We start from the raw sequence: 12,651 nt of genomic DNA, 5'->3' as shown, positions 1-12,651 counted from the left end.
CATGATTGGCGGGTTCCTCTACTTTCAAGACATTTTTTGGTTTGCCTGGCAGGGATCAAACATTGATTACAGCTTGCCATTCCTAATCGGAGTAGAGGTCGCAGCGGCACTCTGCTCATTCAGGAGAAAACCATGAGCGGGTGCTGCTTGTATTGCAAACACGCTGGTGCAGGTTGGATCAGTACTAAAGACGGCTCTATACACGTAGATAGACATGACGACTTTTACAAGGCCATGAATATCTATTGCAACAACCCTGCAACAGGAATGGATGGTCAGTGCTTCCAAATCTCGTTCACCAGGTGCTCTCTTTTTGAACGGGCTACAGACGAAAGCATCCAGAAACGAATTGATTTTTATTCAAAGTTTCCGAGATTCAGGACACACGCAGAACTAATCGCACAAAGACGATAACCAACTAAGGAGAAAACCAATGGAAGATTTTGAAATCCTAATTCTTATTTTCAACATCATCACCTTTGCAATAGCAGTGGGAGCTTGCATTTTGTACTCAAATCTGGAACTTCTGCACAGATGTACCAGGTCGGCTCTTGAGCTTGCTGAGGAAGACATTGAAAAGCTCCAGGCAGAAATCGACTTTCTGAAAAAGAACAACGACTAAGGAGCAGATATGGGAAAAGCACAGAGAACTAAAGGCGCTGCTGGAGAGCGCGAAATCTGCGATCTCATATTCCAACACCTGGGCATACAGGTACACCGCAATCTCTCACAGACGAGGGACGGAGGAGCGGACATCAAGCTCAATCCCTACTCGATTGAAGTCAAAAGGCGGGCCGCAATCGGAAACATCTATGAATGGATGGATCAGGCCAGCAACGGATGTGATCCGGGAGAACGCCCCATTGTTGTTTGCCGAGCAGACCGTAAAGAATGGCTGGCCATTTTACCCATAGAGGAATTATTCAGGCTGATCCGTGAGGAAGTAGCCGCTACCGGAGGGAAATGATGAATGAAGAAAAACGAGATCCAGGCCGACTTGTTCGGGCATACCGATACCACTCTCTGCTCCCAATCGAAGCCCAAAACCGACTTATCGAATCTGTCGGACTTAGAGAGGGAGAAACAGCGGTACAACGAAATCTGCGCATATCGAGAACGATTGATCGAGTTAAGAGCCAATATCCAGAGTTTTTCCGAGCTCGGTCTTGACCCGTCCACCGTTCTTTTATCCGATGCATCAGTACGTGTCGGAGTGTCCAGCCCAAAGGCGAAGTACAGCGATCAGGATTTAATCCACTGCTTTGATCTTCGCCTTGCAGGGCTTTCTTTGCGTGAAATAAGCCAAAAGATGGACATTCCAATACGCACTCTCAGGGACATTTTCTCAGGCAAAAGGCGTGCAGTTATTCCAACCAAGTTCAAATGACCGTGCGCATGTCTCACCGGAACTATTCCAAACTAAAAACAGAATAGGGGGTTTGTATGGCTAAAACAGATTCAATTATTGACGGCCTGACGCAGAAGCAAGCCCTGTTTGTATCCGAATATCTGAAGAACGGAGGCAATGCTACTCAGGCTTACAAGACCGCAGGTTACAAGGCAAAGGATGATGATTCAGCCGCAGTGCAAGCGAGCAGATTATTAAGAAATGATAAGGTTGCCCGCGCGATAGCAGAACGCCAAAAACAGCGGAATGAGAGGCTCCAGCTTGAGGAAGACTTCGAGCTGAAACAAGCGATAAAGATTCTCAAGATGTGCTCCGAACCTAAACAGGTTTACACGCCCTTAGGCGAGAAAATGAAAGATGAAGACGGTAACTATGTGTTCATGTTCGACAGCAAAGGAGCGAATCAGGCGCTTACAACAATTTGCAGATTGAGAGGCAAATTCATTGAGCGCAAACAGATTGATGTAAATGTAGCTGACCGCTCCACTTGGCTCAACGAGGTGCTGAAAGATGTCAAAGATGAATGAAGAGGCTGTGAACTTTGAGATGGGCCTAAGGCGCCTCGCTATCGCTTGCACGAATGATCCGCTCCTTTTCGTCCAAAAATGCTTTAGATGGGGACACGGGGAGCTGGCTAATTACGAAGGCCCGGACGTGTGGCAGCAGAAAATCTTGTGTGACATCCGCGACCGGCTCAAGAACGGGGAAACGAGACATAAAGCTATCCAGATAGCTGTAGCCAGCGGGCACGGTATCGGGAAGACCGCTTTTGTGGCCTGGATCATGTTGTGGGCTATCTGCACCTATCCCGATATGAAAGGGGTTGTAACAGCCGAAACCAAGAACCAGCTCATTACAAAAACCTGGAGTGAGTTGCATAAATGGCACCATCTTTGCCTTTTCCGTGACTGGTTTGAGGTTGCCGCGGAATCCATCTTTTCAACTCAGCCAGGACACAAATACACCTGGCGCATTGACGCAATCCCGTGGAACGAGAACAACACCGATGCATTCCAAGGTCTCCATAATCAGGGCAAGCGGATCCTTGTTTTATTCGATGAAGCATCAGTTATCGCTCAAAAGATTTACGAAGTCACGAAAGGCGCGCTCACCGATAAAGACACGCAGATTATCTGGTGCATTTTCGGAAACCCTACGCGCCCAGACGGCCCATTCTTTGACGCTTTCCACAAGAGCCGCCACCGCTGGATCACGTACAACATTGACAGCCGCACAGTGAAGATCACGAACAAGGAACAGCTCCAGGAGTATGTAGAAGACTATGGAGAGGACAGCGACTTTGTGAAGGTGCGCGTTCGAGGCGTATTCCCCAGCGCATCAGCTAAGCAATTCATTAACCGTGAGGACGTTGACGCGGCTATGAATCGTGATGTGGGGCAGATCAACTACTCCAAGACGGTGGCAATCCTCGGCGTGGACGTGGCACGGGAAGGGGATGACCGCTCAGCAATAGCCACTAAGATCGGTAGAGACTGCACTATGCCGCTCAAGGTTTTCCGTGGCCTGGACGGCCCTCAGCTCGGAATGCAGGTGCTCATGTATGCGAACGAATTGAAGCAGAAGGGCATTCCTCGGGTGTACATCAATCTGGACTATACGGGTGTAGGAGCAAGCCCGTATGACTGGTTAAAGGACAAGGTGCAGCACCTCAACAAGGTCATCAGCGCCAGCCAGTCAACCAATCCCCAGCGCTGGGCAAACAAGAGGGCTGAGATGTGGGACAAGATGCGGGATTTCATTCGTGATGACGGAGTGATCCCAAAGAGTGAAGAGCTGGCCGAGGACTTGTGCATACCTGAGAAACTCATTGACCAGAAGGGCCAGTTATTGCTCGAATCCAAGGACAGTATGAAACGCCGCGGAATGAACTCTCCAGACACAGCTGACGCCCTGGCATTGTGTTTCGCTATTCCCATCCAAGAGTACATAGAGGACGACAGCTGGAGACATCAGCGGGTCAACAGGCATAAGGGCATACGCGATCCATACGCCTAGAGGGTGTGCGCATCAGTCTCGTGACTGGCTCGACAATCGGGACATGATGAAAATCGAAACCTGTACGCTCTCAGACTTATTCAATGACCCTCGATATGAGGAGGTGTGCCAGCACTACCGCCAGGAGGCGGGCCACCTCGACTTGAAGGGCATTGTGGACAAGGATAAATACTCGTTCCTTGCACAGAACGGCTTGCTTCTTTGCGCCAGAGCAGTGAGCGAGGGCCAGCTAGTCGGACTTATGGCAATCGTCATGTGTCCTTCCTTGCACAACTCTAAAGACGTGGCCAACGTGGACACCTTGTTTTTAGAGCCAGAGCACCGAGGCCACGGCCTGCAATTCCTGAGACACGCAATAAAAATGGCTCGGGAGTTTGGCGCATCAGGTATTCGATTTTCAGCCCCCGCTGGATCCAGAACGGAGCAACTCTTTGACAGGTTATTCCAGCGCTCGGATGTCACCTATTACAAATCACTGGAGGATTAAACCATGGGTATGGAAATGCTGGGATATGGCCTGCTTATGGCCGGATCTGCCGCACTCACTTCTCACACACAGAGCCGATCCGCTCGACGCCAGGCCAGCGCTCAGAAGGACGCCACGGAAGAAGCAAAACGCAACGCGGAGAAACAAGCTGAACAACAGCGTGAGCAAATGCGTATGCAGAACCAGAAGACCGCCGACATTAGCAAAATCCTCGGCGACAACACTAATGATCTGCTCTCGGGCGGCCAAACCATGTTGACAGGCGCGGGTGGCGTGGACGATCAAGATTTAACGCTGGGCAAGAAGTCTGCCCTGGGGTAGACCATCATGAAAGAACGAGAATTAAGAGAAAAGCTCCTGAACCGCTGGAGAGAACTTCAGAAGGAGCGGGATCCATACCTGCACCAATGGCGGAATATCTCAAAGTATTTGAGGCCCGCCAACGGCAAGTTTCTGAGCCCGAAAAATCAGAATGAGGCCAAAGGCAAGTGGAATTCAATTTATGACAACACTCCCCTCAAGGCCTCGGATGTTTTGGCCAAGGGCCTGATGTCAGGCATGACCGATCCCAGCCAGCAGTGGTTTTACCTGACCACGGGAAGCCCTGACTTAGATGAATCGGTAGAGGTGCGCCGTTGGTTGTCTGAGGTCAGTCAGATTCTTTACATGTCTTTTGCTCGGACAAACCTGTATCAGTCTCTCCACCATGCATGGATGGAGGCTGGCTTGTTCGGTGTCCTGGCAATCATCATTGAAGAGGATGACCAACTCGGCTTTATCTGTAGTCCGCTGACCGTCGGTGAATACTGCATAGCGTGCAATGCCCGCGGCATTCCAGACACTCTCTATCGAGAGTTCTCAATGACCACGCGCCAGCTCATTGATGAATTCGGAATTGATGTGCTCCCCTCCAGTCTGGCCGCCGTGGCCAAAGCTGGAAAATTGGACGAGCAACAGGTGGTGCTGCACGCAATCGAGCCGCGCAAAGACCGTGATCCGAGATTCAAGGACAACAAAAACATGCCCTGGCGCTCGGTTTACGTCCTCAAAGACTATAACGACAGTGCCCATCCTATTCTCAGGGAATCAGGCTACAGGACATTCCCTGCCGTTGTGGGACGCTGGGGCGCTATCAGTAACGAGACTTATTCTTCTGAATCTCCTGGCATGGTGGCCTTAGGCGATGTCATGCAGTTACAGCATGAACAGATGCAGAAGGGAAACGCTATTGACTACATGGTCAAGCCGCCAATCGGTCTGCCCACTGAGGCCAAAGATTCAGACATTGACACAGATCCAGGTGGTGTCTCTTTCGTGAACGGATCCACAGGCCGCAAACCTGTAGAGCAGTTGTGGAATGTGAACATTAACCTGGGCGAGTTGCGCCAGGATATTGGAGAGTGTCAACAGCGCATCAAGGGCGCTTTTAACGTTGACATGTTCCTCATGCTCAACAACCAGAGCGCTATCAACCAGATGACGGCCACAGCCGTGGCAGAGTTGCACGAAGAGAAACTCTTAATGCTCGGCCCCGTTCTCTCTCGATTCAACAACGAGGTGCTCAAGCCGCTCATTGATAGGACGTTCGACATCCTCAATGAACAAGGCCTAATCCCGCCAGCTCCCGAAGCGATTCAGGGAACGGATCTGAATATCGAGTACACATCAATCCTCAGTCGCTCTCAGAAAGAGATTCAATCCCGCACCGACCAACAAGCGATCCAAGAGGCCTTGCAGATTGCACAGGTGCAGCCCGACTTCTTGGATAACTTCGATCTGGACAAGTACGCCCAGATTGTTTCCGACAAACGCGGTGTTTCTCCTGAAATCCTTCGTTCTTCGGACGAGGTAGCAGCTATCAGACAGCAGAGAGCACAGCAACAGCAACAGGCTCAGCAACAACAGCAGATGACCCAGAGCGCTGACATGTTATCCAAGCTCGGAAAGGTGCCTGCGGGTCCAGAAACAATGGCTGGACAGGCCGTTCAGGGTATGCAGGATATGGCCGCGGAAGGTATGGCCTAAGGGTGTGCGCATCAAGAAATTAGGACGTTAGAGAATGAGCAAGACAGTAAGAGATCCGTTCGCAACTTCGACTGCTGAGGCTGAGGCTAAGCAAGCGGAGTTGGCCAGAGAGGAATACGAATTCCGAGAAGCTCTCAAGGAGGTTTTGGAGACGCGGGCAGGAAAGACCGTATTCAGGCGATTGTTTGCTGAGAGCGGCTTTTTCGGCTCGGCATTCGATACAAACGCTCTCAACATGGCTCGGAAGGAAGGTAAGCGCGAGTTTGCGCAAACCATTTTCGAGTACGTCATTAAACACAAACCTGAATTTATTCAGGAATTGAGAGAACAGAATGAATGAAACTGTAGAAACAGCCGAAAAAACTGAAAGCGAGGCCGGATCTACTCCCGCCCCTGTTGAGCAAACAGCTCAGACCCAACAGACAGCAACTCCCGAAACTATTGAGGAATCCTCCTTGCTCAATTCCGAAACAAAGGAAGAGCAGAAGGAATCCGAAGAGAAGCAGGAGCCTGAGAAAGAGGCAGGCGCTCCCGAGAAGTACGAAGACTTCAAGGCTCCCCAGGGCGTATCCCTGGACGCGGATGTAGTCAAAGGATTCTCAGAAGTAGCCAAGGAGCTGAATCTTCCGCAAGACAAGGCTCAGGCCGTTATCGACAAGGTAACGCCGATCCTTGCAAAGAAACAGGCGGACCAAATCGCGCAGACCAATAAAGCCTGGCAGGAAAAGGTTAAGGCTGATCCCGTAATTGGCGGCGATCACCTGAAATCGACCATTGCCACAGCGCAGAAGGCGCTCAAGGACTTTCGAGGCGCGGACGGAAAGTTTGTTGATGAAGATGTTGCGGAACTGGCGGCAATCGCTGGCAACCATCCAGGCCTTATCAAGATCCTCAAGCATTTTGGTTCGGTTATCGGAGAAGACCGCTCGCCCGCCGCAAAGAGTAACGCCGTAAAGCAAATCTACACGGCGGCAGATTTCTACAAAGCAAAGGAGTAAATCATGGCAATTATCAATACTGGTGCCACCACACTTGCTGACATTGCTAACCTGACCCAGGACAGCGATCTTCAGAAAAAGGTTCTGATTCAGACAATCCGTGATTATTCGGGTTTCTTCGATCAACTCACTCTCATTCCCGCTAACGACGGTACAGCCTGTAAGGGCACTATCGTTACTGACTACCCTGAAGGCGAAGTAGTCGGTTACAACGAAGGATGGGGCACTTCTCAGGCCAAGGGCCGTGCAGTCAGATACGATTCTTTCCGTGTCCGCACCTCTTCTGAAGTTGACGCCGACTTGCTCGATTCTCGTAAGCCTGAAGAGCGCGATACATTCCGCCTTCGTAAGGACGCCGCAGTCATGCGTGGTCTTGCACGCCAGGCCGCCAAGTCTGTTTTCTATGGTTCTGGTAACGGAACAAGCCTCGGTCTTTACGACATTGTTAACGGCAAAGACAATGAATTCTATGACCGTATCATCAAGGGTTCTTCCACCAAAGCAACTGGCAACTTCGATATCTGGCTTTTGTCCTGCGATACGGAAAATATGTACACCTTCTATCCTGAATACGGTGCCCAGGGTGGAATCTGGATTGATGCACGTCCGCAGAAAGAACGCATTGACGATGACGGCGGCAAACATCATTACGCTTATGTCACGGACATGGGCTTTGATATCGGCGTGGCCTGTTTCAATCCGCTCAACATTGTCCGCATTGCCAACATTGACGCATCAGCCCTGACCAAGAATGCCTCTTCTGGTGATGACCTTATTGACCTGATGACACAGGCACTTGAGTTGCTTGACGTGTCTAACCCTGGCAAGACCGTGTTCTTCGCAAACGACACAATCCACAGCTATCTGCGCCGCCAGATCAACAACAAGGTAACGAACTCCCTCAACTTTGAAAACGTTGCGGGCCGCTCCGTTATCACCTTTGACGGTGTACCCGTTCAGAAAGTTGGCAAAGACGTTTTGAAGACTTCCGCAAAGATCAGCTAAGGAGACAGAATCATGTACGACAAAGAGTTACTCTTTTTCAAGAACAAGGTGCTCACAGCCGCAATCACTTCTGATGTGATTGACCTCGGCGCGGATATTAATACCACGGGCCAGAAGCCGCTTTACCTGGTCATCATGCAGACCGAAGAGATCGAATCAGCGACCGCCACGGTTACCTTCAATCTTCAGGAATCCGCCGACAACTCCACCTATACAACGGTGGCAAGCACTGGCGCATTGACTGCAAAAACTATGGGTTATGGCGTAGCAATTCCGCTCCCCGCCAAGTGCAAGCGTTATCTGCGCGTGACTACCGCAGTGTCCTCTACCGCTCCGACCGCAGGTAAGGCAACTGCATACGTTTTCGACAAGTTCACCGATCCTTGCGTGAAGATGATCGAAGGCTACTAATCGTTAATTCTCGTTGCAGTTTTCAGTAGTTGTTAAAAGAGAGGAGGGAGGCTTAAAAACCTCCCTTTTTTAATATGAATGAAGTGTCAATTTGCAATTCCGCTCTCTCGTATCTCGGCGAGAAGGGCACAATCACAAGGATCAAACCGCCTGAAGGCAATCCCCAGGCTGAGGCTTGTGCTGAATACTATCCTCAGGCACTCCGTTATCTGCTTGAGGCCCACAACTGGGCTTTTGCGATCAGGCGCGTGAGACTGCCTGAATACAAGAAATATGACGCCGACTTGTACCAATGGGCGCACGGTTACCAAGTGCCATCCGACTATCTGAGGACAGTTAAGGTCTATGAGAAAAGCTCAAGGGTGGACGAGGCCGGACTTGATTTTGAGATGGAGACATTATCGGAAACAGGCTCTTTTATTCTCCTGACCGATTCTCCAGCTCCCATGCTCCGATATGTCGCAAGCGTGGAGAACGTGAGCATCATGCCTCAATACTTTATCCAGGCCCTTGTTCTTCAGTTGGCAAGCTATCTCACGGGCCCGCTGATGAAAACTTCCCTGGCGCAGCAGATGCTCCAGCTAGCGGCCCAAGCCTTAGAGAACGCAAAGTATCAGGATTCTCGAAACTCTATCAGGGTCAAGCACGAATATTTAGCGCCCCACCTGGCGGCACGGAGTGTTTAAATGTCACTGAAAATCTATAAACAGAGTATCGGAGGAGGTGAGATTTCTCCTTCGATGTACTCCAGAATCACGGATCCTTCATATTCTGCAGGGCTGGCCAAGTGCCGAAACATGATCGTTGAGCCTCAAGGCCCTGTGGTAAGAAGGCCCGGATTCTCAATGGTGCGTGAGACCAAATATCCGGACAGAAAATGCCGCCTGATCCCGTTCACATTCTCAGCAACTCAGACGATGATCTTAGAGTTTGGTCATCATTACGTCCGTTTTCACACGAACGGCTCAACGCTGATGAACGGCAATGTCCCTTATGAGGTAGCGACCGATTATGACGAATCGGAGTTATTTGATATTGACTATGCCCAGAGCGTGGACATCATCACGCTGGTGCACTGCTCCCATCCGCCTAGAGAGCTCAGGAGATACGGAGCCCTTGACTGGCGACTTGTGGACATCACTTTCAATACTTCTCTCACACCGCCAACAGGAGTGACAGCTACACAGCACATCTTGCAGTCTGCTACCTATAAAGACGGATATGTCCGGAAGTACGTGGTGACCTCGTGCAACCTGGACAACTCCGAGGAATCGAAAGCGAGCCAGGCCGCCTCAGTTGTGTGCAACCCTTACGGGGATGGTGCGTACAACACCATTACATGGAACACTGTTGCAGGTGCCGATCATTACCGCGTGTACCGTGATAAGGGAGGCATATATGGCTACATAGGTGAGACCCGTTCCAACTCGATTGATGACGACAATATCGCGCCTGACAGCTCAATTACACCGCCAATCTATGATGATGTATTCCTCACAAGCGGCGGCATTACGGGGGCAACCGTAACCGCTCAAGGTTCTGGATATGTCGGTCCGAACGGAGAAATTACGGGGATCGACCTGCTAGAGACACAGACATGGGTAGTCGAGGGATCGGGCAGAAACTTCTATGGACCTGTAGCACCTGGAAACTGTTCTGCGTGGCAAAGTGATGACGGCTGGGCATTGAACTTCTATGGCGATGGTGTAGGCCTTGTCCCTAATGACGAGATGATTTCTCTCTTCTCGGCCAGCGTGGAGATTTATGACGCCGAAGGATCAGGTGTCGGAGCGACTGCCAAGGCCATATTCTCTTCTGCCTCAGAATGGATCAAGCTCACCAAGCCGACAGGGAATCTTAATTTCTGTTTATATGGTTTCCGCCCAATTAAAGGGATCCAGGTCACAAGCGCAGGGTCCGGTTATAAGCGGCCGCTTTGTAGAGTGACTATCACATCCTGGCCGACATGGACCTGGAGCCGAAAAGCACTGAACTACAAATTTGAATTCAAGCGTTATACAGGCGAATTTGTGACTTCTGCAAAGAGCGCTGGGTTCTTAGAGACTTCAATCAGAGTGACCGATACAACAGGAAGCGGAGCCGTGTTAGAGCCTGTAATTTCAGGCGGCAAGCTGACAAACGTAATAGTCAAGAATCCAGGCGCAGGATATTCAAATCCGACGGCCACTCTTTATTCAAACTATGGCTCAGGCGCTCAAATATCTCTGACTGTTGCGAATGCTGGCGACTATCCAGGATGTGTGAGCTACTTCGAGCAGAGAAGGTGGTTTGCCGGCAGTCGCATGAGACCGCAATATATTTGGGCAACGAAGACGGGCACTGAAACAGATATGGGCTATTCCCTCCCGTCCCAATCCACCGACCGCATCAAGGTTAGGGTAGCGAGCCAGGATTCAAACCGAATCCGCCATATCGTCCCCTTGTCTCAGCTCCTTATGCTGACCGCAAGCGGGGAATGGAGAGTGAGCCCAGTGAACTCAGACGCGATCACGCCTGAATCTATGAGTGTGCGGCCTCAGTCTTATGTCGGCTCCAGCCAGACAAAACCGGTCCTTATTAACAACACGATGATCTTTGCCTCGGCTCGAGGCGGACACCTGAGAGAACTCGGCTACAGCTATCAGGCGGGCGGCTATATTACCTCCGATGTGTGTTTGAGAGCGGCCCACCTCTTCGATCATCACGAAGTTGTCGATATTGCATACGCCAAGGCTCCCTACAGCATATTCTGGTGCGTGAACGACATAGGCAAACTAATCTCCTTCACATACGTGCCAGAACAACAAGTCGGAGCTTTTGCACAGCACGAGACCCAGGGCGACTTTGAATCGTGTGCAGTGGTGCCAGAGAGCAATGAGGACATTCTTTATGTCGTGACCAAGCGGAAAATTGGAGACAACACCGTGAGGTTTGTAGAGCGCATGAATGAGTACATCATTGAGAAAGATGAAGACTACTTATTCATGGACTGCGCAGGCACGTATTCAGGCCCAGCCAAGACGGACATCACGGGAATTAGCTGGCTGAATGGGATGAAGGTTTCCATCCTAGCCGACGGCTATTGTGTGCCGGATCAAGTAGTGCAGAACGGCAAGATCACGCTAAGAAGAGCGGCCTCTAAGGTGCATGTTGGTTTGCCGTACAACTCTGACATTCAGACCTTACCTCTTGCCTTACAGCTTCAGGATCTTTCTTTCGGTAGTAACCACAGGAAGAACATCAGTGGTGTAGCAGTGAGAATGATTGATTCAGCGAGCATTCTGGCTGGCTCGAGTTTCGACGACCTCTATCAGCAGCCGACACGAGGACGGGAAACACCCGGTACCCCGCCGAAGAAGAGGAACGGAGAGTTTGAAGTAGATATCGCCGCTTCATGGACGGATGACGGTCAAGTGTGTATTCGCCAGAGTGCCCCGCTCCCGCTGAAAATCTCTAGTATTACCGTGACCTGCGACGTGGTGTAGTGCGCATCAACCCCGTGGAATCCTCCAATATCTATGCTGAGTTGGAGGATTTTTTATGGCCGGATCAGGTTTTTCTTTTGGCACACTAGGCCTTATTTCTACAGGTGTTTCCACACTCTTTAACGCCTTCGGTGCTAAGAGTGTCACGAAGTACAACAACGCTATTGCACAAGCACAAGCCGATATTGCAAAGATCAACGCGGACACGATGAACTTGCATTATCAGCAGAGATTGTTCGCCGCTGAAGGTGAATACCAGCGCGAGACCATGCAGGCCGCTCAGGTTAAAGCACGGCAGAAAGTCGCTTTAGCCGCGAACGGAGTTGCTATCGGTGTCGGATCAGCCGCCGAGCAATTAGCCAGCACGGACATTGTGAAGAAGATCAATCTCAACAGGCTTGAATCTAACGCCAAATCCGAGGCGTGGGGCTACCGAGCAAAAGAGACAGACTTTAGAAACCAGGCCTTAATGAGCCTGGCTAAGAAGCAGAGCGCAAGCCGAGCCTTTACGGATTCTCTTCTGGTGGGCGCTGGGAATATGGGAATGGCATTTGCTTACGGCAAATTGATGGATATGGCCAAAGCATCCGAATCGGCCGAAAAGCCGAAGGCTGAGGAGCCAATCCACATTGATGCAATCTCCGGAGCAGACCCAGGAATCAAGATTGACGCCATATCAGGCGCCCAGCCAGGCGTAACGAGGATTGATGCTATTTCAGGTGCACAACCGAACCTGCTGCTAGGCCAGACAGTCAAAACCACACAGCTTTATCCGACAACTAAAAACATCTTCTCTCTGAACTACAGAGGATAAAA

The 12,651-nt window shown here is 50.7% G+C and carries 15 protein-coding genes; all 15 read left to right on the top strand.

Going from position 1 to position 12,651, the window contains the following annotated elements:
• The first annotated feature begins 433 nt into the window (after positions 1 to 433).
• The 15 genes from ACZND6_RS00475 (at position 434) to ACZND6_RS00405 (ending at position 12,649) form a co-directional block, all read left to right on the top strand.
• On the top strand, positions 434 to 622 hold the full coding sequence (locus tag ACZND6_RS00475) for a hypothetical protein (RefSeq protein ID WP_489524264.1): 189 nt from the start codon (positions 434 to 436) through the stop codon (positions 620 to 622).
• Positions 623 to 631: 9 nt separating this feature from the next.
• Entirely contained in the window at positions 632 to 967 is a 336-nt protein-coding gene (locus tag ACZND6_RS00470) for a putative PDDEXK endonuclease (protein ID WP_489524263.1), read from the top strand.
• Between the two features lie 3 nt (positions 968 to 970).
• On the top strand, positions 971 to 1,387 hold the full coding sequence (locus ACZND6_RS00465) for a hypothetical protein (RefSeq protein ID WP_489524262.1): 417 nt from the start codon (positions 971 to 973) through the stop codon (positions 1,385 to 1,387).
• Between the two features lie 56 nt (positions 1,388 to 1,443).
• Positions 1,444 to 1,935: a terminase small subunit gene (locus ACZND6_RS00460; RefSeq protein WP_270208470.1), complete on the top strand. Its 492-nt coding sequence runs from the start codon at positions 1,444 to 1,446 to the stop codon at positions 1,933 to 1,935.
• Complete coding sequence (locus tag ACZND6_RS00455; RefSeq protein ID WP_489524261.1) at positions 1,919 to 3,424, top strand: terminase; 1,506 nt, start codon at positions 1,919 to 1,921, stop codon at positions 3,422 to 3,424. The genes ACZND6_RS00460 and ACZND6_RS00455 overlap by 17 nt, the downstream gene beginning before the upstream one ends.
• A gap of 43 nt (positions 3,425 to 3,467) precedes the next feature.
• The gene (locus ACZND6_RS00450; protein WP_489524260.1) at positions 3,468 to 3,911 is read left to right on the top strand and encodes a GNAT family N-acetyltransferase; all 444 of its coding nucleotides are present in this window, start codon (positions 3,468 to 3,470) and stop codon (positions 3,909 to 3,911) included.
• Positions 3,912 to 3,926: 15 nt separating this feature from the next.
• The gene (locus ACZND6_RS00445) at positions 3,927 to 4,232 is read left to right on the top strand and encodes a hypothetical protein (protein ID WP_489524259.1); all 306 of its coding nucleotides are present in this window, start codon (positions 3,927 to 3,929) and stop codon (positions 4,230 to 4,232) included.
• A gap of 6 nt (positions 4,233 to 4,238) precedes the next feature.
• Positions 4,239 to 5,936, top strand: a complete 1,698-nt coding sequence (locus ACZND6_RS00440; RefSeq protein ID WP_489524258.1) for a portal protein — start codon at positions 4,239 to 4,241, stop codon at positions 5,934 to 5,936.
• A gap of 34 nt (positions 5,937 to 5,970) precedes the next feature.
• Positions 5,971 to 6,276, top strand: a complete 306-nt coding sequence (locus ACZND6_RS00435) for a Bbp19 family protein (RefSeq protein WP_281536453.1) — start codon at positions 5,971 to 5,973, stop codon at positions 6,274 to 6,276.
• Complete coding sequence (locus tag ACZND6_RS00430; RefSeq protein WP_489524257.1) at positions 6,269 to 6,934, top strand: hypothetical protein; 666 nt, start codon at positions 6,269 to 6,271, stop codon at positions 6,932 to 6,934. The genes ACZND6_RS00435 and ACZND6_RS00430 overlap by 8 nt, the downstream gene beginning before the upstream one ends.
• Positions 6,935 to 6,937: 3 nt before the next feature.
• Positions 6,938 to 7,939, top strand: coding sequence for a major capsid protein (locus tag ACZND6_RS00425; protein ID WP_489524256.1), 1,002 nt, complete (start codon positions 6,938 to 6,940; stop codon positions 7,937 to 7,939).
• A gap of 12 nt (positions 7,940 to 7,951) precedes the next feature.
• Complete coding sequence (locus ACZND6_RS00420; RefSeq protein WP_489524255.1) at positions 7,952 to 8,350, top strand: Bbp16 family capsid cement protein; 399 nt, start codon at positions 7,952 to 7,954, stop codon at positions 8,348 to 8,350.
• An 83-nt stretch (positions 8,351 to 8,433) separates the two neighbouring features.
• Positions 8,434 to 9,036 (top strand): phage connector family protein, encoded by a 603-nt coding sequence (locus tag ACZND6_RS00415; protein WP_489524254.1) that lies wholly within the window; start codon positions 8,434 to 8,436, stop codon positions 9,034 to 9,036.
• Complete coding sequence (locus ACZND6_RS00410) at positions 9,037 to 11,835, top strand: phage tail protein (protein WP_489524253.1); 2,799 nt, start codon at positions 9,037 to 9,039, stop codon at positions 11,833 to 11,835.
• Between the two features lie 55 nt (positions 11,836 to 11,890).
• Complete coding sequence (locus ACZND6_RS00405; RefSeq protein WP_489524252.1) at positions 11,891 to 12,649, top strand: virion core protein, T7 gp14 family; 759 nt, start codon at positions 11,891 to 11,893, stop codon at positions 12,647 to 12,649.
• Positions 12,650 to 12,651: the final 2 nt, after the last annotated feature.

It is taken from the genome of Parasutterella sp. (genome assembly GCF_057870745.1).
Note: the sequence above shows the minus strand (reverse complement) of the source record. Positions and strands in the feature narration are given on the sequence as shown.

What these genes read in the sequence shown, in the direction of transcription:
- ACZND6_RS00445 (WP_489524259.1), top strand. Translation starts at nt 3,927, where the DNA reads ATGCTGGGATATGGCCTGCTTATGGCCGGATCTGCCGCACTCACTTCT.
- ACZND6_RS00465 (WP_489524262.1), top strand. Translation starts at nt 971, where the DNA reads ATGAAGAAAAACGAGATCCAGGCCGACTTGTTCGGGCATACCGATACC.
- ACZND6_RS00425 (WP_489524256.1), top strand. Translation starts at nt 6,938, where the DNA reads ATGGCAATTATCAATACTGGTGCCACCACACTTGCTGACATTGCTAAC.
- ACZND6_RS00440 (WP_489524258.1), top strand. Translation starts at nt 4,239, where the DNA reads ATGAAAGAACGAGAATTAAGAGAAAAGCTCCTGAACCGCTGGAGAGAA.
- ACZND6_RS00405 (WP_489524252.1), top strand. Translation starts at nt 11,891, where the DNA reads ATGGCCGGATCAGGTTTTTCTTTTGGCACACTAGGCCTTATTTCTACA.
- ACZND6_RS00470 (WP_489524263.1), top strand. Translation starts at nt 632, where the DNA reads ATGGGAAAAGCACAGAGAACTAAAGGCGCTGCTGGAGAGCGCGAAATC.
- ACZND6_RS00420 (WP_489524255.1), top strand. Translation starts at nt 7,952, where the DNA reads ATGTACGACAAAGAGTTACTCTTTTTCAAGAACAAGGTGCTCACAGCC.
- ACZND6_RS00450 (WP_489524260.1), top strand. Translation starts at nt 3,468, where the DNA reads ATGATGAAAATCGAAACCTGTACGCTCTCAGACTTATTCAATGACCCT.
- ACZND6_RS00475 (WP_489524264.1), top strand. Translation starts at nt 434, where the DNA reads ATGGAAGATTTTGAAATCCTAATTCTTATTTTCAACATCATCACCTTT.
- ACZND6_RS00460 (WP_270208470.1), top strand. Translation starts at nt 1,444, where the DNA reads ATGGCTAAAACAGATTCAATTATTGACGGCCTGACGCAGAAGCAAGCC.
- ACZND6_RS00430 (WP_489524257.1), top strand. Translation starts at nt 6,269, where the DNA reads ATGAATGAAACTGTAGAAACAGCCGAAAAAACTGAAAGCGAGGCCGGA.
- ACZND6_RS00435 (WP_281536453.1), top strand. Translation starts at nt 5,971, where the DNA reads ATGAGCAAGACAGTAAGAGATCCGTTCGCAACTTCGACTGCTGAGGCT.
- ACZND6_RS00455 (WP_489524261.1), top strand. Translation starts at nt 1,919, where the DNA reads ATGTCAAAGATGAATGAAGAGGCTGTGAACTTTGAGATGGGCCTAAGG.
- ACZND6_RS00410 (WP_489524253.1), top strand. Translation starts at nt 9,037, where the DNA reads ATGTCACTGAAAATCTATAAACAGAGTATCGGAGGAGGTGAGATTTCT.